Origin of the sequence: Pseudokordiimonas caeni (assembly GCF_026719705.1) — a bacterium.
GTDB classification, from domain to species: Bacteria; Pseudomonadota; Alphaproteobacteria; order Sphingomonadales; family Kordiimonadaceae; genus Gimibacter; species Gimibacter caeni.
The window spans coordinates 909,064-932,865 of the sequence record NZ_JAPPRR010000001.1; the positions used below are offsets into that span (position 1 = coordinate 909,064).

General features: G+C 60.7%; 26 protein-coding genes. 16 read left to right on the top strand and 10 right to left on the bottom strand.

Features of this window, described 5'->3' with window-relative positions; translation table 11 throughout:
* Positions 1 to 17: 17 nt before the first annotated feature.
* The 5 genes from OU694_RS04115 (at position 18) to bla (ending at position 5,500) form a co-directional block, all read left to right on the top strand.
* Positions 18 to 992, top strand: a complete 975-nt coding sequence (locus tag OU694_RS04115) for an NADPH:quinone oxidoreductase family protein (RefSeq protein ID WP_308909703.1) — start codon at positions 18 to 20, stop codon at positions 990 to 992.
* A complete protein-coding gene (locus OU694_RS04120; protein WP_308909704.1) occupies positions 989 to 2,065 on the top strand; it encodes a patatin-like phospholipase domain-containing protein in 1,077 nt (358 codons plus the stop codon). Before OU694_RS04115 ends, OU694_RS04120 begins: the two co-directional genes overlap by 4 nt.
* Positions 2,066 to 2,101: 36 nt before the next feature.
* Positions 2,102 to 3,799 carry an AMP-binding protein gene (locus tag OU694_RS04125; RefSeq protein WP_308909705.1) on the top strand — a complete coding sequence of 566 codons (1,698 nt, stop codon included), beginning with the start codon at positions 2,102 to 2,104 and terminating at the stop codon, positions 3,797 to 3,799.
* A 3-nt stretch (positions 3,800 to 3,802) separates the two neighbouring features.
* Positions 3,803 to 4,561, top strand: coding sequence for an SDR family NAD(P)-dependent oxidoreductase (locus OU694_RS04130; RefSeq protein WP_308909706.1), 759 nt, complete (start codon positions 3,803 to 3,805; stop codon positions 4,559 to 4,561).
* Between the two features lie 69 nt (positions 4,562 to 4,630).
* Positions 4,631 to 5,500, top strand: coding sequence for a class A beta-lactamase (bla, locus tag OU694_RS04135; RefSeq protein WP_308909707.1), 870 nt, complete (start codon positions 4,631 to 4,633; stop codon positions 5,498 to 5,500).
* Between the two features lie 2 nt (positions 5,501 to 5,502).
* Here bla and OU694_RS04140 read toward each other — a convergent pair whose 3' ends face one another.
* Complete coding sequence (locus OU694_RS04140) at positions 5,503 to 6,459, bottom strand: isoaspartyl peptidase/L-asparaginase family protein (protein WP_308909708.1); 957 nt, start codon at positions 6,457 to 6,459, stop codon at positions 5,503 to 5,505.
* 131 nt (positions 6,460 to 6,590) lie between these two features.
* On the opposite strand from OU694_RS04140, the gene OU694_RS04145 reads away from it, so the two are divergent.
* Both OU694_RS04145 and OU694_RS04150 read left to right on the top strand, forming a co-directional pair.
* Positions 6,591 to 8,345 (top strand): DUF885 domain-containing protein, encoded by a 1,755-nt coding sequence (locus tag OU694_RS04145; RefSeq protein ID WP_308909709.1) that lies wholly within the window; start codon positions 6,591 to 6,593, stop codon positions 8,343 to 8,345.
* A gap of 89 nt (positions 8,346 to 8,434) precedes the next feature.
* Positions 8,435 to 9,442, top strand: coding sequence for a cysteine synthase A (locus OU694_RS04150; RefSeq protein ID WP_308909710.1), 1,008 nt, complete (start codon positions 8,435 to 8,437; stop codon positions 9,440 to 9,442).
* 4 nt (positions 9,443 to 9,446) lie between these two features.
* On the opposite strand, the gene OU694_RS04155 is transcribed toward OU694_RS04150, so the two are convergent.
* On the bottom strand, positions 9,447 to 10,532 hold the full coding sequence (locus OU694_RS04155) for a tetratricopeptide repeat protein (RefSeq protein WP_308909711.1): 1,086 nt from the start codon (positions 10,530 to 10,532) through the stop codon (positions 9,447 to 9,449).
* A 66-nt stretch (positions 10,533 to 10,598) separates the two neighbouring features.
* Complete coding sequence (locus tag OU694_RS04160; protein WP_289501985.1) at positions 10,599 to 11,087, bottom strand: Lrp/AsnC family transcriptional regulator; 489 nt, start codon at positions 11,085 to 11,087, stop codon at positions 10,599 to 10,601.
* A gap of 160 nt (positions 11,088 to 11,247) precedes the next feature.
* Between OU694_RS04160 and ald the strand changes: the two genes are divergently transcribed.
* Genes ald through OU694_RS04175 form a run of 3 tightly spaced genes read left to right on the top strand, consistent with a single transcriptional unit; the run spans position 11,248 to position 13,814 of the window.
* Positions 11,248 to 12,366 carry an alanine dehydrogenase gene (ald, locus tag OU694_RS04165; protein ID WP_308909712.1) on the top strand — a complete coding sequence of 373 codons (1,119 nt, stop codon included), beginning with the start codon at positions 11,248 to 11,250 and terminating at the stop codon, positions 12,364 to 12,366.
* 25 nt (positions 12,367 to 12,391) lie between these two features.
* On the top strand, positions 12,392 to 13,378 hold the full coding sequence (locus OU694_RS04170; protein ID WP_308909713.1) for an asparaginase: 987 nt from the start codon (positions 12,392 to 12,394) through the stop codon (positions 13,376 to 13,378).
* Positions 13,379 to 13,382: 4 nt separating this feature from the next.
* On the top strand, positions 13,383 to 13,814 hold the full coding sequence (locus tag OU694_RS04175) for a GNAT family N-acetyltransferase (protein ID WP_308909714.1): 432 nt from the start codon (positions 13,383 to 13,385) through the stop codon (positions 13,812 to 13,814).
* On the opposite strand, the gene OU694_RS04180 is transcribed toward OU694_RS04175, so the two are convergent.
* Positions 13,811 to 14,269, bottom strand: a complete 459-nt coding sequence (locus OU694_RS04180; protein WP_373460247.1) for a MarR family winged helix-turn-helix transcriptional regulator — start codon at positions 14,267 to 14,269, stop codon at positions 13,811 to 13,813. The two genes, OU694_RS04175 and OU694_RS04180, sit on opposite strands and share 4 nt — an antisense overlap.
* Positions 14,270 to 14,431: 162 nt before the next feature.
* Between OU694_RS04180 and hppD the strand changes: the two genes are divergently transcribed.
* From hppD to OU694_RS04210, 6 genes are all read left to right on the top strand, one after another.
* Positions 14,432 to 15,496: a 4-hydroxyphenylpyruvate dioxygenase gene (gene hppD, locus OU694_RS04185; RefSeq protein WP_308909716.1), complete on the top strand. Its 1,065-nt coding sequence runs from the start codon at positions 14,432 to 14,434 to the stop codon at positions 15,494 to 15,496.
* A gap of 11 nt (positions 15,497 to 15,507) precedes the next feature.
* Entirely contained in the window at positions 15,508 to 16,056 is a 549-nt protein-coding gene (locus tag OU694_RS04190) for a VOC family protein (RefSeq protein WP_308909717.1), read from the top strand.
* Positions 16,057 to 16,090: 34 nt separating this feature from the next.
* Complete coding sequence (locus OU694_RS04195) at positions 16,091 to 17,098, top strand: fumarylacetoacetate hydrolase family protein (RefSeq protein WP_308909718.1); 1,008 nt, start codon at positions 16,091 to 16,093, stop codon at positions 17,096 to 17,098.
* Positions 17,099 to 17,119: 21 nt separating this feature from the next.
* Positions 17,120 to 17,770 (top strand): maleylacetoacetate isomerase, encoded by a 651-nt coding sequence (gene maiA / locus OU694_RS04200; protein WP_308909719.1) that lies wholly within the window; start codon positions 17,120 to 17,122, stop codon positions 17,768 to 17,770.
* A 33-nt stretch (positions 17,771 to 17,803) separates the two neighbouring features.
* Positions 17,804 to 18,682, top strand: a complete 879-nt coding sequence (phhA, locus tag OU694_RS04205; protein WP_308909720.1) for a phenylalanine 4-monooxygenase — start codon at positions 17,804 to 17,806, stop codon at positions 18,680 to 18,682.
* A gap of 196 nt (positions 18,683 to 18,878) precedes the next feature.
* Positions 18,879 to 19,670 (top strand): substrate-binding periplasmic protein, encoded by a 792-nt coding sequence (locus OU694_RS04210; RefSeq protein ID WP_308909721.1) that lies wholly within the window; start codon positions 18,879 to 18,881, stop codon positions 19,668 to 19,670.
* A 7-nt stretch (positions 19,671 to 19,677) separates the two neighbouring features.
* Here OU694_RS04210 and OU694_RS04215 read toward each other — a convergent pair whose 3' ends face one another.
* From OU694_RS04215 to OU694_RS04240, 6 genes are all read right to left on the bottom strand, one after another.
* Positions 19,678 to 20,127: a YybH family protein gene (locus OU694_RS04215; protein ID WP_308909722.1), complete on the bottom strand. Its 450-nt coding sequence runs from the start codon at positions 20,125 to 20,127 to the stop codon at positions 19,678 to 19,680.
* A 92-nt stretch (positions 20,128 to 20,219) separates the two neighbouring features.
* Positions 20,220 to 20,870, bottom strand: coding sequence for a glutathione S-transferase family protein (locus OU694_RS04220; protein ID WP_308909723.1), 651 nt, complete (start codon positions 20,868 to 20,870; stop codon positions 20,220 to 20,222).
* Positions 20,867 to 21,358, bottom strand: a complete 492-nt coding sequence (locus tag OU694_RS04225) for a VOC family protein (protein WP_308909724.1) — start codon at positions 21,356 to 21,358, stop codon at positions 20,867 to 20,869. Before OU694_RS04225 ends, OU694_RS04220 begins: the two co-directional genes overlap by 4 nt.
* A 66-nt stretch (positions 21,359 to 21,424) precedes the next feature.
* Positions 21,425 to 21,871 carry an SRPBCC family protein gene (locus tag OU694_RS04230; RefSeq protein WP_308909725.1) on the bottom strand — a complete coding sequence of 149 codons (447 nt, stop codon included), beginning with the start codon at positions 21,869 to 21,871 and terminating at the stop codon, positions 21,425 to 21,427.
* A 35-nt stretch (positions 21,872 to 21,906) separates the two neighbouring features.
* The gene (locus OU694_RS04235) at positions 21,907 to 22,521 is read right to left on the bottom strand and encodes a TetR/AcrR family transcriptional regulator (protein WP_308909726.1); all 615 of its coding nucleotides are present in this window, start codon (positions 22,519 to 22,521) and stop codon (positions 21,907 to 21,909) included.
* Positions 22,522 to 22,654: 133 nt separating this feature from the next.
* Positions 22,655 to 23,773: a Glu/Leu/Phe/Val family dehydrogenase gene (locus tag OU694_RS04240; protein WP_308909727.1), complete on the bottom strand. Its 1,119-nt coding sequence runs from the start codon at positions 23,771 to 23,773 to the stop codon at positions 22,655 to 22,657.
* Positions 23,774 to 23,802: the final 29 nt, after the last annotated feature.

Sequence of the window (23,802 nt, forward strand, 5' to 3'; positions counted from 1 at the left end):
AGGGGAGGGGAAATCCGATGAAAGCTGTTCTGTGCCGCGAGCTTGGGCCCGCCGATAAACTTGAACTCGCCGATATCGACGATCCGGTTGCCGGCCCGGGCCAGGCTGTTGTGGCGGTGAAAGCCGCCGGGATCAATTTCCCCGATCTCCTGATCATTCAGGGCAAATATCAGTTCAAGCCCGAACTGCCCTTCGTTCCCGGCGGTGAAGCCGCCGGGATCGTTGAAAGCGTGGGCGATGGTGTGACAAATGTGAAGCCGGGCGACCGGGTGATTGTCACCACCATGACCGGGGCCTTTGCTGAAAAGGTGGTGGCACCCGCCGCCATGCTGATGCCGATGCCCGATGCCATGAGCTTCGAAGTCGGTGCCGGTTTCACCATCACCTATGCCACGAGCTATCACGCGCTGAAGGACCGTGCAGACCTGAAGGCAGGCGAGACCGTGCTGGTGCTTGGTGCCGCAGGCGGCGTTGGCCTCGCGACCGTGCAGCTTGCCAAAGCCATGGGCGCCAAGGTGATCGCGGCGGCTTCGTCCGACGCCAAGCTCGAGGTCTGCCGTGCGGCAGGCGCCGATGAAGTACTGAATTACGCGACCGAAGACATGAAAACCCGCCTCAAGGAACTGACCGGGGGCAGGGGTGTTGATGTGGTTTATGATCCGGTTGGCGGTGACTATACTGAGGTTGCCGTGCGCGCTCTGGCGCCCAATGGCCGTCTGCTGGTCATCGGCTTCGCGGCTGGCGATATCCCGAAAATCCCGCTCAATCTGCTGCTTCTGAAGCAATCCGCGCTTGTGGGTGTGTTCTGGGGCGCATGGGCTGGTGCCAACCCCAAGGGGCAGGTTGCCAATATGAAGGAAATGTTCGCGATGATCGCGGAAGGGCGACTTGATCCGAAAGTGACCGAGATTTACCCGCTTGCCGACTTCACGTCGGCTTTTGAAGCCCTTTCGGCGCGTCGGGCGACGGGCAAGGTCGTCCTTGTGCCATGAGCGGCCATGCCCTTCGGCTCATAGCAGGCAAGACGGCGCGGCGCCGGATCGAGGAAAACGGTCTGACGCCCGATCTTGTCCGTCTTGTGCTCGGGGCATCCGGCGGGCCGAAATGGCTGGTTCTCAAGGGGCTTGATCAGTATGTGCTGGGCGAGTGGCTGCCGAAGGCGGCGCAGCCGATTGACCTGATCGGTTCGTCCATCGGTGCCTTCCGCATGTCGGTCGCGGCGCATCCGGAGCCTGCCAAAATGGTCCAGCGACTGGAGGACACCTATCTTTCCTACCGTGCCGACAAGGGGCTGACGGCAGAGGCAGTGACGAAACAGTCCTACGATATCGTCAATGCGCTGTTCCCGCCTGAAGATGCTGTCAGGGTAGTGGCAAATGCCGACCGCCGGCCGCTCAATATTGTGGCAGTGCGGGGCAAGGGGCCGGCTGCCAGCCATCATGCGCTCATCGAAGGGCTTGGCGTGCTCCTTGCTGCCGGCGCCAACCTGATGAGCCGCAAGGCACTGGGGCTGTTTTACGAACGGGTGGTCTTTCACACGGGACATGCCGTCCCGTCGTCGCACCGCTGGCAGGGCTTCGGGCGGATCGATATCCCGCTGAGGCCCGAGGCACTTGTTGATGCCATCATGGCATCGGGATCGATCCCCTATGTGATCGACCCGATCACTGAAATCGCCGGTGCGCCGCGCGGCAATTACCGCGACGGGGGCGTCACCGACTATCATTTCGATGTGATGTGGGACGCGGGCGACGGGATCGTCCTTTACCCGCATTTCTACCCCTATCTGGTGCCCGGCTGGTTCGACAAGAAGCTGAAAGGCCGCCGTGTGCGCGGCGAGGCGCTTGATAATTTGCTGATCCTGGCGCCAAGCGACGAGTTCGTCGCCAGCTTGCCGCACGGTCGTATCCCGGAGCGCAAGGACTTCGGCGCACGCCCGGACGCCGATCGCCTGAAGGACTGGCGCAAGGTGGTGGCCGAGAGCGGCCGATTGGGGGAAGAGTTTGCAATGCTTTCGGCCTCGCCGGGCAAGCTGATGGAGCGGCTTGAAATGGCGCCGCAATGATGGCCAAATGATCGAATGGGAACGGGGAGTAGCCAATTGTACACTGATGGAACTGTATTCGGGGAAGCGGACCTGCTGGCCGGGCATCTTGGCGACTTCATCGACCTGTGCGTGGATATGCACGGCGACAGCGACGCCTTCACTTGCGTGCTGCCGACGGGCCACCATGCCACGCTGACGCACCGCCAGATCGGCAAATATTCGGATGCGGTTGCTGCCTTCCTGCGCGACGGGCTCGGGCTCAATCAGGGTGACGTGGTGGCGATCCAGGCGCCGAACGTGCTTGGCTATCCGGTCCTTGCCTTCGGCATCATGAAGGCTGGGCTTACCGTCACCAACGTCAACCCGCTATACACGGTCGAGGAAGCCCAGCACCAGCTGAAGGATAGCCACGCCAAGGTCCTGTTCGTGATCGACCTCTTCGGCGACCGTGTGAAAGGCTCCATCGACGGCACGGAAGTGCGGCACGTTTACAAACTGTCGCTCCTTGATTTCTTCCCGCAGCCGACCCGTGCCATCCTTGGCTTTGCCATGAAACATATCAAGAAGCTGATCCCGCCCTTCAGCGTGAAGTCGGAAGGCACGCTTCTCGATGTGGTGAAGGAAGGCCAGCGGCTTCTGGATGCAGGGGCGCAGCCGAAATTTTACCGCGAAGGGCGCGGACTTAACGATATCGCCTTTTATCAATATACGGGTGGCACCACGGGCCGTTCGAAAGGGGCGGCGCTGACGCACCGCAACGTGATCGCCAACATGTCGCAAAGCTCGAAGCGCAGCGCTGGCCTGATCGCCGAGAATGACAGCATGCTTCTGGTGCTGCCGCTGTATCACGTTTACGCGCTGGCGGTTGGCGCGATGGCGAGTATGCATAACGGTGTGCATGTGGTTCTGGTGCCGGTGCCGCGGCCTATCGTCAACCTGAAGCATGCCTTCGAGAAGTTCGATATCACGGTGATGCCGGGGGTGAACACGCTGTTCCTCGGCCTCATGCAGGAAAGCTGGTTCCGCGAAAACCCGCCGAAAACACTGCGCATGTGCTTCGCTGGCGCTGCACCCCTGCAGCCGGCCACCGCGCAAGCCTGGACGGACCTCACTGGTGCCCCGATCTATGAAGGCTATGGCCTCACCGAAGGGACCTGTATCGTCACCTCCACCCCCTTTACCGAACAGCCGCGTACCGGCAGCTGCGGCAAGCCGATGCCCGGCACCATCCTCAGGATCGTTGGCGAAGACGGGCGGGACCTGCCGCCGGGCGAGCCGGGTGAGCTGTGGATCAAGGGGCCGCAAGTGATGCTGGGCTACCTGAATGCGCCGGAGGCCACGGCTGCGATCCTCGCCGATGGCTGGCTGCGCACCGGCGATATCGCCAAGGTGGATGACGAAGGCTACCTTTATATCGTGGACCGGCTGAAAGACATGGTGATTGTCTCGGGCTTCAACGTGTTCCCGACGGACATCGAATCCGTACTGACCCGTCATTCGCGCATCAATGATGCTGCGGTCGTTGGTGTGCCGGACCATGAAACGGGCGAGCGTGTGGTGGCCTATGTGGTGCCAGGCGACAATGAATTGACGCCGGAGGAAATCCGCGATTATTGCCGCGAGCACCTGACCGGCTACAAGGTGCCGAAATCGGTGGTGCTGATCGACGAACTGCCGAAATCGCCAGTGGGTAAGGTGCTGCGCCGTGAACTCAGGGACCGTGCCCGCGTCGAATTTGCATCGGTGGCCTGAACGATGGATCTGGGGCTCAAAGGCAAACGCGTTCTCGTCAGCGGCGGCACCCGGGGGATCGGGGCTGCGATTGTGGACACTTTCCTCGCGGAAGGTGCAGACGTCGCCTTCTGTGCCCGCAACGCAAAGGCAGTTGCCGAGCGGGTTGCAGCCCTTGAGGCTCAAGGGCACCGGGTGGATGGCCGCGCCTGCGATGTATCGGACGCCCGCGCCTATCTTTCCTGGATCGACGAAGCGTCGGCCGCCTTTGGCGGCATTGATGTTTTCGTGCCAAACGTCAGCGGCATGGGGCTTGGCCTCGGCGAGGAGGCCTGGCGCCGGCAGTTCGAGGTCGACCTGATGGGGACCGTACGGGGCGCCGAGCGCGCCATGACCCACATGCCAGGTGGCGGCAGCATCGTTGTCATCTCGTCCATTTCGGGGATCGAGCCCTTTGGCGATATCGGCCCCTATGCCACCTTCAAGGCGGCATTGACGACTTATGCGAGCGGCCTTGGCGACAGTGCCGGGCGGCAGGGTGTGCGCGTGAATGTGGTCTCGCCCGGTGCCATCCATGTGGAAGATGGTTTCTGGGGTGAAATCCAGCGCAACCAGCCTGATGTTTATAATATGGTGGCAAGCCGCCATCCGCTCGGCGCCCGCCTTGGTACGCCGGAAGAGGTTGCCCGTGCGGTCGTCTTTCTGGCGAGTCCGGCCGCGAGCTGGATCACACGGGCCAATCTGGTGGTTGATGGCGGCGCGACCCGTCGTTTCCAGTTCTGACCGGAATATCGCCTTAATCCTGCCATCCTGATCCCCCTGAATGCGGCCATCGCATTCGGGAGGTTGATCATGCTTAAATCCTTGTTGCCCGCCGGGCTCTGTTTCGCGCTGATGGGAATACTGTCGGGCGGCGTCGCCGCGCATCCAACCTTCGAGGCCGGCATCAAGGCGATTGAAGCGAAGATTGGCGGGCGTGTTGGTGTGACGGTCATTGACCCGGAAACCGGCCAGCGTCTTTCCCATCGCGGCAACGAACGGTTTGCCATGTGCTCCACCTTCAAATGGGCGCTGGCAGCAGCCATCCTGAAAGAAGTGGACGAAGGCCGACTGACGCTTGACGAACGCATCCAGTACGGCGACCGCGATCTGCTTTCCTATGCGCCTGTCACCACGGCGCGGGTCGGGGAGGGTGCGATGAGTGTGCGCGATCTGGCGTCTGCTGCCGTATCCGTCAGCGATAATACGGCGGCCAATCTGCTGCTTGCCAAAATCGGCGGCCCGGAGGGGCTGACGGCTTTCCTTTGGAATACGGGTGACGCTGTGACCCGGCTTGACCGCACGGAACCGAGCCTCAACGAGAACCGCGAAGGCGACCAGCGCGATACGACCACGCCGGATGCGATGGCAAACACGCTGCAGAAGCTGCTGACAGGCGATACCCTGTCGCCGCAGTCGCGCGATCTCTTGATCCAGTGGCTTGAGGAAACCTCGACCGGCAACAACCGCTTGCGGGGTGGCTTCCCCGGCGACTGGCGGGCCGGCGACAAGACCGGGACCTGCGGCTCGCGCGGGGCGGTGAATGATGTGGCCGTTGCGTGGCCACCGGGCCGTGGCCCGGTGTTTGTGGCGTCATATCTGAGCGATTCAGACGCGTCTTACGGCGATCTTAACGCTGCCCACGTCGAAATCGGCAAGCTGGTGGCGCAAACGATCCGCTAGGCTTACTGGTCGTCGCCGTAAATGGCGACGTTCAGCGGTGTTTTCGCACCCACCTTGCCGCGGTACATGCCGGGGGTATTGAAGACCTGCGCCATGTTGCCCTTGGCGTCCACGGCGATGATGCCGCCGTCGCCGCCCATCGGCTTCAGTTCATCCATCACCACCTTGTCGGCAGCGGCCTTGAGGCTCATCCCGCCATATTCCATCAGCGCGCAGATCGAGCGGGCCACCGTCTTGCGGATGAAATATTCGCCATGGCCGGTCGCGGAAACCGCACAGGACCTGTCGTCGGCATAGGTGCCTGCACCAATTACCGGGCTGTCGCCAATGCGGCCCCACAGCTTGTTTGTCATGCCGCCTGTTGAGGTGCCGGCAGCGATATGGCCGGATTTATCGCGTGCCACGGCGCCCACCGTGCCAAACTTGTATTCGATGTCATGGTCAAGCGCCGTCTTGCCCTCGGCCAAGGCCTTTTGCAGCTGCTGCCAGCGGAAGTCGGTGTGGAAATAGGCGGGGTCAACAATCGTGACGCCGTTTTCGGCACCGAAAGTTTCGGCCCCCTTGCCCGACAGCATCACATGCGGGCTTTTCTCCATCACGGCGCGGGCGAGGGTGATGGGATTGCGAATGTTGGTAACGCCCGCCACGGCACCAGCTTCAAGCGTTTGGCCATTCATGATGGCGGCATCCATCTCGTTCTTGCCCTCATGGGTGAAGACGGCGCCTTTGCCGGCGTTGAAATTGGGGCTGTCCTCGAGCACCTGAATGGCGGCGGTGACAGCATCAAGCGCCTTGCCTCCGGCTTTGAGAACCGCTTCGCCGGCTTCCAGCGCCTTTGTCAGGTCCGCCCGGATTGAGGCCTCCAGTTCAGGCGTCAGCTTGTCGGGCGTGATGGTGCCGGCACCGCCGTGGATCACCAGCGCATAATCCTGCATTGCATCGTCTGCTTTTGCTGCCATTGCCGTTCCTGCCATCAGAAATGCTGCGCCAATCAAGTGTTTTAGAACCATGGTTTAGTGTCCCTCCCTTTGACTTTGGCGCCATTCTAGGCATTGATGGCAGGCATACAAGATTCAATGGGGGAAATCGGATGAAGCTTCTTCTTGCACTGGCTGTTGGCCTTTCCGCAACGGCCGTTCAGGCGGCGGACAAGGGCCATGACGCGCTGTCGCGCCTCTTTGCTGAGGAGCGGCAGGTTTACTATGCTGAAAACCCGGGTTCAGGCCCGATGGACCAGCCGCAGCCGATGGCGGACGAGATGCCGCACGAGAGCCTTGCCGATTTTGCCCGCCGCGAAGTTCAGGACCAGGCTTTCCTCGATGCCCTCCGCAAGATTGACCGCACGAAGCTGACGGAAGAAGACCAGCTCAATTACGACATGTTCGCCTACATGATCGAAACGCGGCTCCTGTTCGCGAAATACCGGACATGGCGTATCCCGCTTTCGGGCGATACCGCCTTTCACGCCTACTCGCTCGGCATGGGCAATCGCTTGCGCTTCAAAAATGCTGACGACTATGAAACCTATATCCGCCGCATGCAGGATATCCCCCGCTGGCTGGAGGAAAATATCGCTGCCGCCCGTATCGGCATCAAGGAAGGCTTCGTGGTCCCGGCCATTGTCATCAAGGGCGTGATGCCGAGCTTTGATGCGGCGGTCGTCGCCACCGCCGAGGAAAGCACGCTTTACGCCCCCTTCCGCGAGATGAACGGGGATGTGGGCGAAGCCGACCAGGCGGCCCTGCGTGCCAAGGCAAAAAAGGTGCTCGAAGGCAAGGTGCTGCCGGCCTACAAGGCGCTTGCCGATTTCATGCACAATGAATATCTTCCTGCCGCACGGGAAGACCTCGCAGCCGTGAACCTGCCGGACGGCAAGGAATTCTATGATGCGATGGTGCGCTATTATACCACGCTCGATATCACGGCGGACGATGTGCATGCGCTGGGCCTCAAGGAAGTGGCCCGCATCCGCGCCGAAATGGACGCGGTGATGAAAGATGCCAAGTTCGACGGCACCTTCAAGGAATTCCAGAATTTCCTGCGCACTGATCCGCAGTTCTATGCCAAGACACCGCAGGAACTCTTGATGTATGCCTCATGGCTTGCCAAGCGGATCGACCACAAGCTGCCGTCGCTTTTCGGCAAGCTGCCGCGCCAGCCTTATGGCGTGGTGCCGGTGCCCGATGCGATTGCCAAAAACTACACGACCGGCCGCTATTCCGGTGCGACCCTCGATAGCCCCACGGGCGGCGAATATTGGGTGAATACCTATGCGCTCGACCAGCGGCCTCTTTACGAGCTGCCGTCGTTGACACTGCATGAAGCGGTGCCCGGCCACCATCTGCAGAATGCGCTGGGGCTGGAGCTGGAGAATGTGCCCGAATTCCGACTGGAACTTTACCCGCATGCCTTCGGCGAGGGCTGGGGGCTTTATAGCGAAAAGCTCGGGCTCGAAATCGGCCTCTACACCACGCCATACGAACAGATGGGGCGCTTGTCCTATGAAATGTGGCGCGCCTGTCGGTTGGTCATTGATACCGGCATCCATTCAAAAGGCTGGAGCCGTGAACAGGCCATCCAGTTCATGACCGAAAACACCGCCCTCAGCCCGCTTAACATCAGCGCCGAGATCGACCGCTATATCGCTTGGCCGGGGCAGGCGCTGGCCTACAAGATGGGCGAGCTGAAGATCCTGGAGCTGCGGGCCCGCGCCGAGAAGGAACTGGGTGCCAAGTTCGATATCCGCGCCTTCCATGACCGTGTACTATCAGCAGGTGGCGTTCCGCTGACCATTCTGGACGACAGAATTGACAGCTGGATCAAGGCGCAAAAGGCGATTAATTAGAAAATTGTTCCCATATAACGAAAATGTGGGATTGAAATTCTAATCATGTCGGTGTAGCGCTTGCGACAATAGAATGACGCGAGGAACCCATGTCGCACCATAATCGCAAAGGCGGTGCCATCGCTGCCATCGGCAACACGCCGCTGATCAAGCTCGAACATGCGTCCGAGTTGACCGGTTGCACGATCCTTGGCAAAGCCGAGTTCATGAACCCGGGCGGGTCGCTGAAGGACCGCCCGGCACTGAATATCATTGAGGATGCTGAAAAGCGCGGCCTCCTGCAGCCCGGCGGCCTGATCGTTGAAGGCACGGCCGGCAACACCGGTATCGGCCTTGCGGTGGTGGCGAATGCCAAGGGCTATCGCACGCTCATCGTGATGCCGGAAACCCAGAGCCAGGAAAAGAAGGATACGCTGCGTATCCTTGGTGCCGAGCTGAAGCTGGTGCCGGCGGCTCCATACTCGAACCCAGGTAACTTCAACCATGTCGCCAAGCGACTGGCGGAAGAACTGGCGGCGACCGAAAAGCATGGCGTCATCTGGGCCAACCAGTTTGACAACACCGCAAACCGGGAAGCGCATATCAAGACGACGGCGCGCGAAATCTGGGCACAGACAGACGGCAAGGTGGATGCCTTCATCACCGCCGTCGGTTCTGGCGGGTCGCTTGCCGGCACCGGCATCGGGCTCAAGGAATTCAACAAGGATATCGTCATCGGCCTTGCGGACCCGATGGGTGCTGCCATCTATTCGTATGTGAAGACGGGTGAGCTGAAATCCGAAGGCAGCTCGATCACCGAAGGGATCGGGCAGGGGCGCATCACCGCGAACCTCAAGGATGCGCCCATCGACGAAGCCTTCCAGATTCCGGACACGGAAGCCCTGCCGGTTGTTTACGACCTCTTGCGGAAAGAAGGCTTGTGTGTGGGAGCCTCCACCGGTGTGAACGTGGCGGGCGCCATCCGGTTGGCCAAACAGATGGGACCGGGCCACACGATCGTCACGCTCCTGTGCGATAGCGGCCTGCGCTACCAATCGAAGCTCTTCAATCCCGAGTTTCTGAAATCAAAGGACCTGCCGGTTCCTGACTGGCTTTGAAGTCTTAGCTCTTTTTGTAAGCCTTGCACCAGCGGCTGCCGGCGTCGGCGCCGCTGCACAGGGCTTCCAGCTCCAGCCGGTTGACGCTGAACATACAGCTGTTCTTATAGTCGGCAAGGAACGCGGTATAGCGGTCGACTTCCCGGTTATAATTGCGCTGTTCGTCGTTGAAGGCCGCGCCGTCGGCATTCACCTCTGCCTCATAGGCCTGAAAATCGCGCCACTTTTCCGGGGTGACAGCATGGTCTCGCAAGAAGGCCAGATTGTTGGTCTCGGTTTTCAGCGCCTTGCGCCATTTATCGAGATCGCGCTTGTATTTTCTGAGTTCCTTTTTGCCTTCGTCGGCTTCCTTGCCCATCGCGATACAGGTGCGCCCTTTTGTCATGATCGCCGGATCCGGCTGCTTCGGCTGTGCCGAGGCGACAGGTGCCGCCGGGGCGGGCTTATTGCTTGCGGCTGTCATGCCGATTTTTGGGGCAGGTAGTGTCGCCAGCACTTGCGTCGCTTTCTCGGCGATGTCCTTTCCGGGGTTCAGCTTCAGGGCACGCTTGTAGAAATAATTGGCTTCAAGTGTTTTGCCTGAGCTTCGGTAGATTTCACCCAGTTCAAAGGCCGCGTCGTCCATACCCAGGATTTCTGCGGCCTTGAAATGCTTGATCGCAAGCTCCCTGTTTTTGGTGATCGCTCCTTTGCCGATATTGTAGGCAACGGCGAGGTTATGGTGTCCGACAGGATTGCCGCGGTCGGCGGCAGCCCGGTACAGGATATAGGCATAGGCCTCGTTTTTCTTCACGGATTTCCCGTGCAGGTAAAGCCAGGCAAGATTGGTGGCTGCAAATCCGGCATCGATCTGCTGTTGCGTGGCGCTGTAAGGGTTGGCGAGCGGTCCCTTGCAGGCCGGGTCCTGTGTGCAACGTGCCGATACCTCTTCAAGCTGCCTGAGCGCCTGCTTGTCGCCCGCGGCGGCCCGGTCACCGACCTTGTTCCATTCACTGCGGGCTTCGGCCAGATGCTTCGGCAGGATATCCGCCGTGGCCGCTGGTGCCAGAGCCATGAAGATAAAGGCGGTCAGAAGGCGTCGTGCAGGCATCGGTATCCGGTCTCCTGTCTGTTTCGCCATGAAAGATACAGAAACGAGCCGGAATGGCCAACAGAATCAGGCCTTTCGCCGGGTCTTCGGTGCCTGTGCCTCAAGCGGCAGCCTGGCGCGTTTGAGCACGGTACGGAGCGCAAAGCTTGAATGCACCCGCGCCACGCCGGGCAGGCGGGTGAGGGTGTGGTGGACGCGCTCGTAATCCGGTGCGTCCTTCACCACGACGCGCATCAGATAGTCCACGTCCCCGCTCATCAGATAGCATTCCATCACTTCGGGCACGCCTTTGACCGCGAGCTCGAACTGGTCAAGCTGGTCTTCCTGCTGGCGGTCGAGGCTGACCCGCACGAACACCGAGCCCGGCAGGCCGACATTGGCGCCGTTCACCACGGCCGAATAGGACTGGATGACGCCCGCTTCCTCCATCGCCTTCACGCGGCGCAGGCAGGCGGATTCAGAAAGGCCGACGCGCGCAGCCAGTTCCACATTGGACAGCCGGCCATTTTCCTGCAGGGCGGCGAGTACCGCATAATCAATCTTGTCGAGCTTCATATCTGGCGGATCATTCGATAGTTTATCTAATTTACGCAAGAATCTGCGAAAATGATGCGCCAGAAATCATCGCTTCGCAAGGACATTCGAGGTCTCGCCTGCTAGATTGCGGGGCATCCGGGGCGGGAAGTGCCCCATTGTCATCCTAGTGGAGGGAAGCATGCTTGTAGGCGTTCCGAAGGAAATCAAAGTCCGCGAATATCGCGTTGGTCTGACCCCTGCGTCCGTGCGCGAAATGATCGCCCATGGCCACAAAGTGATCGTGCAGAAAAATGCCGGTTACGAAATCGGCTTTGTGGACGAGATGTATGTGGCGGCCGGTGCCGAGATCGTTGAAACCGCGAAAGAGGTTTTCGACCGCGCCGACATGATCGTGAAGGTGAAAGAGCCTCAGGCCGTTGAGTGCGAAATGCTGCGCGAAGGCCAGATCCTTTACACCTACCTGCACCTGGCGCCCGATCCGGAGCAGACCCAGGGTCTCATCAAATCCGGTTGCGTGGCTGTGGCCTATGAAACCGTGACCGACAAGTTTGGCGGCCTGCCGCTGCTGGCACCGATGTCTGAAGTCGCGGGTCGTATGTCGATCCAGGCGGGTGCCCATGCGCTGGAGATGAAAAACGGCGGCCGCGGCCTCCTGCTCGGCGGTGTGCCGGGTGTGGCGCCTGCCAAGGTCACCATCATCGGCGGCGGCGTGGTTGGCACCAACGCGGCCCGCATGGCGGTTGGCATGGGCGCGGACGTCGTGATCCTCGACCGTTCGATCCGCCGCCTGCAGCAGCTGGATGACATCTTCAAGGGCGCAGCAAAGACCATCGTGTCGAACACCGGCACGCTTGAAGAGCATGTGCTGGATGCCGACCTCGTGGTTGGCGGCGTGCTCATCCCAGGCGCGGCTGCACCGAAGCTCGTCACCCGCGAAATGGTATCGGCCATGCCGCGCGGTTCGGTCCTTGTGGACGTGGCGATCGACCAAGGCGGTTGCTTCGCGACCTCCAAAGCCACCACCCACGAAAACCCGACCTATATCGTCGACGAAGTTGTGCACTACTGCGTGGCCAACATGCCGGGCGGTGTGGCACGGACCTCGACCCTCGCGCTCAATAACGCGACGCTGCCGTTTGCGCTCGCACTGGCTGACAAGGGCTGGAAAAAGGCACTGGCGGATGACGAACATCTGCTCAATGGCCTTAACATCGCCAACGGCAAGGTTACCTACGAAGCGGTTGCCCATGACCAGAACCTTGCCTACACCCCGGCGCGCGAAGCTATTGGCGCCTAAGCCGATTTGGGTGTAGAAGGCAGGCATGACCAGCTTGCCGCATATTCAGGTGTTCGCCCTTGGCGGCACCATCGCCATGACCCCCGGTGCGGCCTCCGCCTCGCCGGGGGTCGTGCCGTCTTTGACCGCTGCCGATCTGGTGGCGGGTGTTCCTGAAATTGCCAATGTCGCTCATGTCAGGGCGCAAACATTGATGCAGGTGGGCAGTGCCAACCTGACGCTCGCGCATGTGGCGGAGGTCTGTCGCCGCGCCGAAGCCGGCGATGCAGCGGGCTATGTGGTGACCCAAGGCACCGATTCGATGGAGGAAACCGCCTTTGCGGCCTTCCTTCTCTATGAAGGTGACGCACCCATCGTTTTCACCGGTGCCATGCGCTCGGCCAATATTCCGGGGGCGGACGGGGCGGCGAACCTTCTGGCTGCCATCCGTGTGGCGGCAAGCGGCGGGGCGCCGCATGTATCAGTCGTCATGAATGATGAAATCCACGATCCCGCCCGTGTGCGAAAAAGCCACACAAGCTCGGTCGCCGCTTTCACCTCGCCCGGCGGGCCGGAAGGCCAGATCGTTGAGGGGCGCGTTTTCCTGCGCGGGCCGCTGCCGGTCCGGCACGCCCCAATGAAGCTGGATGCGGCGAAGGCACAGCCGGTGGCGCTGCTGACCGCGACGATGGACGATACGACCGCGCTCGTCGAAGCCCTGCCGTCGCTTGGCTACAAGGGTACTGTGATCGCGGCCTATGGCGGCGGGCACCTTTCCGAACCTTGGGCAGATGCTGCCGCAAAACTGGCCGCTGAAATGCCCGTGGTGCTCGCCACCCGCACCGGGGCAGGCCGGGTGCTGGAGAAAAGCTATGGCTACCGGGGTGCTGAGATCGACCTGATCGAGCGCGGCCTGATCCCTTCAGGCGGGCTTGATACAAGGAAAGCCCGCATCCTCCTGTCACTGCTTCTCGGCAGCTATGGCACCGAAGATGCCAAAGCGCGTTTCTACGGCTTCGCGAGCGGGATTTGACGACGTGATCGTCCGCCCCTATCGCGCGGCTGATATCGAGGGCGTTCTTGCTGCGTGGGAGCGCGCATCAAGGCTTGCGCATCCCTTCCTGACGGAAGATTTTCTGGATGCAGAACGCGAGCGCATCCCGAGCCTCTATATCCCGAATACAGATGTCTGGGTCGCTGAGGTCGGCGGTGCCGTCGTCGGCTTCATTGCACTTGCAGGCAATGAGGTCGGGGCGATTTTTATCGATCCTGCATGCCACGGGCAGGGCATCGGCAAGGCGCTGATGGATCAGGCCGCATCGCTGCATGCAACGCTGGAGGTCGAGGTATTCGAGGCCAATTCGGTTGGCCGAGCCTTCTATGACCGTTACGGCTTCAAGTTTCTCGAACGCAAGAAACACGGCGAAACGGGCAACATGCTGCTGCGGTTGGCCTACCGGCCTGCCTAAGCCCCGTCCGCGTGCAGTTGCACGTCATCAAGCTTGTCGAGGAGGGCCGTCAGCTGTGCCTGTTCGTCCGCAGTCAGGCCTGAAATCAGCCGGTCTTCATAGTCAAGCGCCAGTGGCACGATCTGTTCGTATACGGCTCGCCCCTTGGCCGATAGCGCGAGGACGGAGCGGCGGCGGTCGTCTTCCGCGAAATGGCGCTCGATCCTGCCGCTTTCCAGAAGCCGGTTGACGGCGCGGGAGACCGCCACCTTGTCCATCGCCGTGCGGTCGGCGACGTCGGCGGCCGAAAGATCTGGCGTTTCACCGAGGACTGCCATGATTCGCCATTCGGGCAGGGTCAGCTGGAAAACCTCGCTATAGCGGTCTGCAATCGCGCGGCTGATGCGGTTCGACAGCACCGAAAACCGATAGGGCAGGAAAGCCTTTAGCCTGAGTTCCCGTTGGTTCCGTTGCATTTCGTCCATCACAATTCCTACAGCTTGTCGTAATCCCCTTGCAGACAGTTTCGTATGAAACTAATATGGTTTCAAGAGAAACGGTCGGGCAGGGGATAGCCTGCCCGCTTTCCGTTCATCTGTAAATTCCGCATGTGCGGCGCAAGACTGAAGGAGCGTTACATGGCTGAACTCTGGGACAACCCGCTTGGCACTGATGGTTTCGAATTCGTTGAGTATGCGGCCCCCGATCCGCAGCTCCTTCGCACGCTGTTTGAGCGCCTCGGCTTCCCGGCGGTCGCCCGCCACCGCTCGAAAGATGTGACCCTGCACCGGCAGGGCGACATCAACTTCATCATCAATGCCGAAAAGGACAGCTTCGCCCAGAAGTTCGCCGCCGAGCACGGCCCCTGTGCCTGTGCCATGGCCTTCCGCGTGAAGGATGCAGCCTTTGCCTTCAAGAAGGCCGTTGAAGCCGGCGCCACGCCCGTGGAAAACGAAGTCGGCCCGATGGAGCTGAATATCCCGGCCATCGAAGGCATTGGCGGCAGCCGCCTTTATCTCGTGGACCGCTACGGCAAGAACACGATCTATGACGTGGACTTCGTGCCGATCGAAGGTGCCAATGCCGCCTCGCTTGATGCCGGCCTCACCTATGTCGATCACCTGACGCACAATGTGATGCGCGGCAATATGGACAAGTGGGCGGGCTTCTATCAGAAGCTCTTCAACTTCCGCGAAATCCGTTATTTCGATATCGAGGGGAAGCTGACCGGCCTCGTGTCCCGCGCGATGACGAGCCCCTGCGGCAAGATTCGTATCCCGATCAACGAATCGTCGGACGACAAGTCCCAGATTGCCGAATATCTGCGTGACTATAATGGCGAAGGCATCCAGCATATTGCGCTGGGCACCGACGATATCTTCAAGACGGTCGACGTGCTGCGTGGCCGTGGTGTGGCCTTCCAGGACACCCCGGACAGCTATTACGAGCTTCTGGACGGCCGCGTGAAGGATCACGGCGAAAACACGGCCGAGCTGAAAGCCCGCCGTATCCTTCTGGACGGCGCGCCGACCGAGGGCCAAGGCCTGCTGTTGCAGATTTTCACCCAGAATGTGATCGGCCCGATCTTCTTCGAGATCATCCAGCGCAAAGGCAATGAAGGCTTCGGCGAAGGCAACTTCCAGGCGCTGTTTGAAAGCATCGAGCTCGATCAGATCCGCCGCGGCGTCCTGAAAGCCGATTGAGGAGAGCGGGCATGAAGATCCAGCGCATTCACCACGTCGCCTATCGCTGCAGGGATGCCAAGGAAACGGTCGATTTCTACAGCAAGGTCCTGAATATGGACTTCCAGCTGGCGATCGCCGAGAACGAGGTGCCGTCCACCAAGGCGCCGGACCCCTACATGCATGTCTTCATGGATGCGGGGAACGGGAATGTGCTGGCTTTCTTCGAGTTGCCCAATTCGCCCGACATGGGCCGGGATGAAAACACCCCGGCCTGGGTGCAGCATATTGCCTTCGAAGTGGCGGATATGGACGCGCTTCTCGAGGCCAAGAAGCATATCGAAAGCTTCGGCATCGATGTGCTGGGGCCCGTCAGCCACACGATCTTCCATTCGATCTATTTCTTTGATCCGAACGGCCACCGTATCGAGCTTGCGGCCAATACCGCTGCCCCCGGTATGCTTGAAGAACTGCACCGCGTGGCGCCGGCGATGATCGAGGAATGGTCAAAAACCAAAAAAGCCCCACGCCACGCCGCTTGGATGCACGGCGAAGGCGAATTCACGGGCGCCAAGGGCTGATAGGCCCGCCAGGATTGTTTGAGGGAATATCCTTATGAAACTTGCTTCTTTGAAGGCTGGTCGTGACGGTCGCCTTGTCATTGTGAAGGCCGATCTGACCCGCTATGTGGACGCCAGCGCCATCGCGCCGACCCTGCAGGCCGCCCTTGATGACTGGCCGGCCGTGCTGCCGCGCCTGCGTGCCCTTTCGGAATCGCTGGAATCGGGCGCCAAGGCCGGTGAACCGTTCGACGAGGCCAAATGCGCCTCGCCCCTGCCGCGTGCCTATCAGTGGGCTGACGGGTCGGCCTATGTGAACCATGTGGAACTGGTGCGCAAGGCACGCGGTGCCGAAATGCCGGAAACTTTCTGGACCGATCCCCTGATGTATCAGGGCGGCTCCGACAGCTTCATCGGGCCGCGTGATGCCATCCGTTTCCCGACAACCGAAGGCTGGGGGGTCGATTTCGAGGCCGAGATTGCCGTTGTCACCGGTGATGTGCCGATGGGTGTTTCGGTGGCGGATGCAGCCAAGGCCATCCGCCTTGTGATGATCGTCAATGACGTGTCGCTCCGCGGCCTGATCCCCGGCGAGCTTGCCAAGGGCTTCGGCTTCTTCCAGTCCAAACCTTCAAGCGCTTTCGGCCCGGTGGCCGTAACGCCCGATGAACTGGGTGATGCGTGGGATGGGGGCAAACTTCATCTGCCGCTTGTCAGCCATCTGAATGGCAATTTGTTCGGCAATCCCAACGCTGGCGTGGACATGACCTTCGATTTCCCGACGCTGATCGCGCATGCCGCCAAAACGCGGCCGCTCGCCGCCGGCACCATTATCGGCTCGGGCACGGTCTCGAACAAGCTGGATGGCGGCCCCGGCAAGCCTGTCAGCGAAGGCGGGGCGGGTTATAGCTGCATCGCCGAAATCCGCATGATCGAAACGATCCAGACGGGTAAGCCGACCACGCCGTTCATGAGCTTCGGTGATCGGGTACGGATCGAGATGCTGGATGCGCAAGGCCGCAGCATTTTCGGCGCCATCGACCAGGTTGTGGAAAAAGTCTGAGGCGACAGGGGAGGGGAAACCATGAGCCGCACACTATACAGCTACTTTCGTTCCAGCGCGGCCTTCCGGGTGCGCATCGCGCTCGGCCTTAAGGGGCTCGATTACGATTATGCGGCGGTCAATATCTTCCCCGGTGTCGACGAGCAGAAGTCCGACAAATATCGTCGCATGAACCCGCAGGGGCGAGTGCCCTTTCTGGTGGACGGTGATCTGTCCCTCGGCCAGTCGCCCGCGATCCTCGAATATCTTGAGGAAGCTTACCCGAGCCCAGCACTGCTGCCCGAAAGCCTGGCGGCCCGCGCCCGCGTGCGGCAGCTGATGAATATCATCACCTGCGACATTCATCCGCTCAATAACCTTGCGGTTCTGGGCGAGCTCAAATCCCGTTTCGGCGCGGATGACGCGGCAACGCAGGACTGGTACCGGCACTGGATCAAGGTGGGCTTCACCGCCCTTGAAGCCATCATGGCGGAAAGCCCCGGCACCTATACCCACGGCCATACGGTCACACTTGCCGACGTGTGCCTTGTGCCGCAGGTGTGGAATGCCCGTCGTTTCAACCTGCCGCTTGACGATTTTCCGCATATCGTGGCCGCCGATGCTGCCTGCCGCGAGCTGCCGGCTTTCCAGGCTGCGATGCCCGAACAGCAGCCCGACGCCCCGAAGGCCTGACATGTGCTATAATGCTCCAATGAGGTTGTTCTGATGCTTATCACCACCCGTCTCGGACGTCAGGTTGAGGTCAATGCAGATTACACCGTTGACCAGCGCTGGGAACGTTTCACCGCGGAAGAGCATGATCGCTGGGACCGGCTATATGCCCGGCAGGAACAGCTGCTCGAAGGCCGCGCCTGCGACGAATTCATGCAGGGCCTCAAGCTTCTTAAGCTTTCGGATGGCGGCATTCCGCGCTTTGACGACCTTTCAGCGCGACTTGGCAAGCTTACCGGCTGGTCGGTGGTTGCGGTGCCCGATCTGGTACCGGATGACGTGTTCTTCGACCATCTGGCCAATCGCCGCTTCCCCGCCGGCAACTTCATCCGCAGCGAGCGCGAGCTTGATTACCTGCAGGAACCTGATGTTTTCCATGATGTTTTCGGCCATGTGCCGATGCTCGCCAACCCGGCGTTCGCTGACTATATGGAAGCCTATGGCAAGGGCGGCCAGCGCGCACAGGGCAAGGGCGTACTCACGAACCTCGCGCGGCTCTACTGGTACACGGTGGAGTTCGGCCTCATCAACACGAAGGATGGCATGCGCATCTACGGCGCCGGTATCGTCAGCTCGAAGGCAGAAAGTATCTACAGCCTTGAAAGCGATAGCCCGCACCGCATCCATTTTGACCTGAAACGTCTGATGCAGACCGACTACCGGATCGATGATTTCCAGCAGACCTATTGGGTGATCGACAGCTTCACGGAACTGCTGGAGGCCACATATCAGGATTTCGGCCCGCTTTATGACGCGCTTGTTACCGAAGATGTGAAGCATGCCCCGGACGCGATCGTGGAAGGCGACAGGGTGCATCACGAGGGCACGCAGGCCTATGCACGCGCCGGCGGACGCCTCGCCAAGGCTGGCTAGGAGGATTCCCTTCATCATTTCCGCCACTTGCAGCGCGGGCCGATACACGGCATGATGGCGCTGAAGGGGGGATATGATGCGCGATGTCATATCCAGGTGGTGGCGATCATTGATGGCCCGCTGCACTGTGGCGGCGGGCAGGCCAGCAATTCATGCCTTCTTCCGGCCTTTGATGCTGCACTTATGCTGCGCCCTCATGCTTGCCGGTTTGCCGGCTTATGCCGATGATGAAGACCGGCCCGTCTTCAAGCTCTATCATCCCGAAAATCCGCCCTGGGGCTCCCGCGAGGGCGAGAACGGCTTCATAGTTGAGATTGTCGAAACCGCCTTCAAGCGGGCGGGGATACCGTTTGATGCTGTCTATGCGCCGTGGAAGCGCGAACAGACGATGGTGCAGAAGCATCCGAACGGATTCATGGCGCCGCTGACGCGCGTGGAGCACCGCGAGAAGCTTTATACATGGGTGGCACCTGTCAATATTTCCTTCCTGCAGCTTGTGACCCGCTCGAACGCGCTCTACGAAGCGCCGTTTGAGGAGCTGAAGGGCATGCAGGTGGCAGCACGCATGGAATCGCCCGCTGAATTCATGCTGAAGGACCTCGGCTTCCAGTCGATCACCATTGTGGAGGACGAGGAAGCTGCAGCCCGGATGATACTGGCGGACCGGGTGCTTCTGTGGATGCAGCGCGGCTTGCCGGGGCACTGGGCCTATGAAAAGGCGGGGGGAAGGGTTCCAGACCTGAAGGTCATCCGCTTCTGGCGCACGCCGCTGCAATATCTGGCGGCCTCGCCGGGCACGGACCCCGAGGTGATCGCGAAGCTCAGGGCGGAGCTGGACGCCATGCGCGCATCAGGCGAAATGGACCGGATCAAGCAATCCTATTTCTCGTTCCCGCTGCACTGTGATGTGCTGTTTGCCTGCACGCCTGCATCGGGCGAGGGAAATGCCAAACCCTTCGGGCACAGTACCGAGGGAGATACGGAATAGAGCCGGTTTACTCAGGCGCCGGACCGGGGCTTGCGTTGCCCATATCCAGCACAGCTTTCCATTCTCCGTCGCGTTTCGCCCAGATGGTCGTGTATTTGCCATAGGCCGTTTTGCGTTCGCCGTCTTTCATGAAGCGAAGCTCATAGGTGCCCCACGTGTAGGCAAGATCGCCGGACCCGGCGACGCTGCCGTCCTTCGGCCACCATTCAAGCTGCATGTCGGCCGGCAGGCCTTCGAAACCTTTCATGATGGCAGCGTGGCCGAGCGTTGCATGGGCACCGCCATCCAGCTTCACGGCGTCCGCCGCCAGATAATGGCTGAAGGCTGCCGCCATGCCGCTTTCCATCGACATGCGGCTGAAGGCGCTGTCCACGCCCATGATATCATCGCGACTATCCGCCAGTGCGGCGGGTGTGAGGGTCGCGACGAGCAGCAGGGTTGAAAGGGTTTTGCGCATGATTTCCTCCTGTATTTTGGACGGGAGGATAGCACGGCGGCCGTCAGGCGCACCGCGAAAGTGGTGGTTTAAACCAAGTGTCTAGCCTGCTTTCAGGCCTTGGCGGCGGCCTTGAAAACCTTGAGCTGGGCTGCGAATGCGCGCTGGAAAGCAGGGCGAGCCTCGCCACGTGCGACATAGGACGCAAGGTTGTCGTTCTCTGCCAGCAGGCTGGACCGCCCCAAGCGCCGTAAGGCCGAAATCATCAGGATGTCTCCTGCACTGAAATCGCCGTCCAGCCATTCGCTATCGCCAAGCCGGGCCGAAAGCTCGCCCAGCCGTTTGCGGATGCGATCTTCGACAAGTGGCAGGCGCGCTTCGTGCCAGGGCTGATCCCGTTCCATGAGGATGGCTGCCTCGCGGGCGGTGATCGGCGGCTCGACCGTGTTGAGGGCCGCGAACATCCAGCTGATGGCGCGTGCCCGGGCGTTTGCATCCGTTGGCAAAAGGCCCGGATGGCGCTCGGCGATGTGGAAGATGATTGCGCCGGATTCGAAAAGGACGAGCCCGTCTTCCTCGTAAGTCGGAATCTGACCAAACGGGTGCATGCCGATATGAGCGGCTTCCTTCATCGCCTTGAACGACAGAAGACGCACGTCATAGGGCTGGCCCACTTCCTCGAACGCCCAGCGCACCTGCATGTCGCGGGCGAGGCCACGGCCGCGGTCCGGCGAGCTTTCGAAGGCGGTGATGACCGGCGTCACCGGGCGCCTCCCTCGGCCACGGCGGCCTCGATGGTGGCAATATCGATTTTGTGCATGGTCATCATGGCTTCGAAGGCGCGCTTTGCCTCGCTTGCGTTCGTGCTTGTTGTCAGTTCCAGGAGCCGCCTTGGCGTGATCTGCCACGAAAAGCCCCAGCGGTCCTTGCACCAGCCACAGGCGCTCTCGGCGCCGCCATTCCCTACAATGGCGTTCCAGTAGCGGTCGGTTTCTTCCTGTGTGTTGGTGACAACCATGAAGCTGACAGCTTCGTTTGGCGTGAACACCGGACCGCCGTTGAGGCCCACATACCGCTGGCCCAAGAGCGTGAATTCAACGGTCAACTCGGCGCCTTCCTGCCCGCCCGGGAAGGCTGCAGGCGCATAATTGATGCGCTCGACCCGGCTGTCGGGAAAGGTTTCGGCATAGAAAGCAGCAGCCTTGCTGGCTTCGCCGTGATCGAACCAGATGCAGGTAACAAGATCGGTCATTTTCAGTCTCCCCTTAGCATGTGTGGTTTGGCTTGATACAGGCTTGGTGTGGCCTGCACGTGGCGGTCAGGGATTGATTTCGGGGACGACGAGCCTGATGAGCTTGTCGAGTGAATCCTGCCAGCCGAGGTAGCAGGCCTCGGCCGGGATCACATCCGGCACGCCTTCCTGCTCGATGCTGATCTCGGTACCGCAGGACACAGCTTTCAAGCTGATGCTCGTGCGCATTTCGCCGGCGGGCATGTGCGGGCCTTCGAAGCTGGTGGTGTAAGCGATGCGTTCACCGGGCACGAGTTCATGATAGGTGCCGCCAAAGGAATGGCTGTGGCCGGTCGTAAAGTTCCGGAAGGACATCCGGTGCTTGCCACCGACTTTCGCATCCAGTTCATGAACCGTGCAGACATAGCCGTATGGCGGCAGCCAGCTGGCAATGGCGTCGGCCTCCAGAAAGGCGCGATAGAGTTTTTCGGGGCTGGTGGCGATAACGCGGTGCAGTTTGATCGTACTAGGCATTGTGGGTTCCTCTCGCTGTTGTTTGACTCGGGCTTTCAAGCCATTTTTTGGGTGAAGAGCAGTTTCAGGTAGCGGGTCAGGTGATCAACACTTTCAGCCGCCACCTCGGCCCCGCCTTTTGCCTTGGCAAGGATGAAGGCACCCTGCAGCACAGCTTGTGTGTGCAGGGCGAGGGACTTCGCGGTCCAGTCGGGCGTCAGGCCCCGGTTGCGGATCGCGGCCTCGATATCAGCTTCAAGCGTTGCGGCGTGACTGCTGATGCTGCGGTCGCAGGCATCACGAATGGCCGGCGTGGTCTCGTAAGTTTCCTGCACCATGGTGCCGACAAGGCAGGTGAAATCCGGCACGCCGCCCTGCAGCAGTTCCTTGCGGAAGGCGACATAGCCAAGGACGCGGTCAAGCGGGTCTGCATGGTCGTGATAGGGCGCTTCAGCGAACAGGCCGTTGGTCATTTCAGACCAATAGTCCGCCGCCGCCACACCCAGCGCTTCCTTGCTTTTGAAATGGTGGAAGAAGGCCCCTTTGGTGACGCCCGCCGCCGCGCAAAGCTCATCCACCGTTGTGGCGGCATAGCCCTTGGTGCGAATGACCGTGAGGGCAGCGTCCAAGAGCTTTGAGCGTGCATCCTGTTTTGCGGGCTGGCTGGGCATTTCTCTCTCCTTGATGCAAAACATACCAACCAGTTGGTATGTTGTCAATGCGCTTGGATCTGTGCGAGCACCAAAGCAAAAGGCCCCGGCATTTCTGCCAGGGCCTTCAATCGTTTAACAGCAGTCTGTACGCTTATTCAGCGGCGGCAAGCTTCGCTTCATTGGCGCGGCGGATGATGTCTTCCGCCATTTCGTTTGCGATGATACCGGTCGGGCGGCCTTCCTTGTCGGACGCCGTGAAGATCTTCGAGAGCGTTTCGCCGATGCGCAGCACCTTGGCAGTGCGGGCTGCCTCATTGACGGGCTCTTTATAAACTTCGGATTCGACCGAGATGATGCCACCGGCGTTGATCACATAGTCCGGGGCATAAAGCACACCGCGCTTGCGCAGGACTTCGTCTTCAACGCCTTCGCTTTCAAGCTGGTTGTTGGCTGCGCCGGCGATGATCGAGGCCTTGATGTCCGGGATCGTCTTGGCATTGAGGCCGCCACCAAGGGCGCAGGGGGCGAACACATCGCAGTCCACAGCGTGGATCGCGGCCGGTGCCACAACCTCAACCGGGCCCATGGCTTTCACGGCCTGGATGTTGGCATCGACGATATCGGTCACAACAACCTTGGCGCCCGCCTTCAGCAGGTGCTCGACGAGATACTGGCCAACATGGCCAACCCCCTGAACCGCAACGGTCACGCCGTTCATGTCGGTTTTGCCAAGCTTGTGCTTCACAGCGGCCTGAATGCCGGTGAACACGCCAAGCGCGGTGTGCGGCGACGGATCGCCGGTGCCGAAGTCGCCGCCTTCAAGGCCGCAGACATACTGGGTGGTCTCGCTGGCTGCCTGCAGCATGGCGGGCGTGGTGCCCACATCTTCCGCCGCCCAATAAACGCCGCCAAGGCGCTGGACGAAGCGACCGAAGGCGCGCATCAGCTCGGGCGTGCCAAGCTTTTTCGGGTTCCCGATGATCACCGACTTGCCACCGCCAAGGCGCAGGCCTGCCATGGCGTTCTTGAAGCTCATGCCGCGCGACAGGCGAAGCACGTCATAGACGGCATCCTGCTCGCCGCGGGTTTCCGCCACATCGACGGGCGCGCCCGAATGGAGGGCGGCATAGTCCCAGAAACGGGTACCGCCGGTGGCCGGGCCGAGCGCCGACGAGTGAACGGCGATGATGGCTTTGAGGCCGGTTGCCGGATCGCTGCAGAAGACCACTTGCTCGTGGTTCTTGAAGCTGCGGGAGTCAAACACAGGCATGTCTTTTTCCTTCGAAAGGGTTTGGGGAC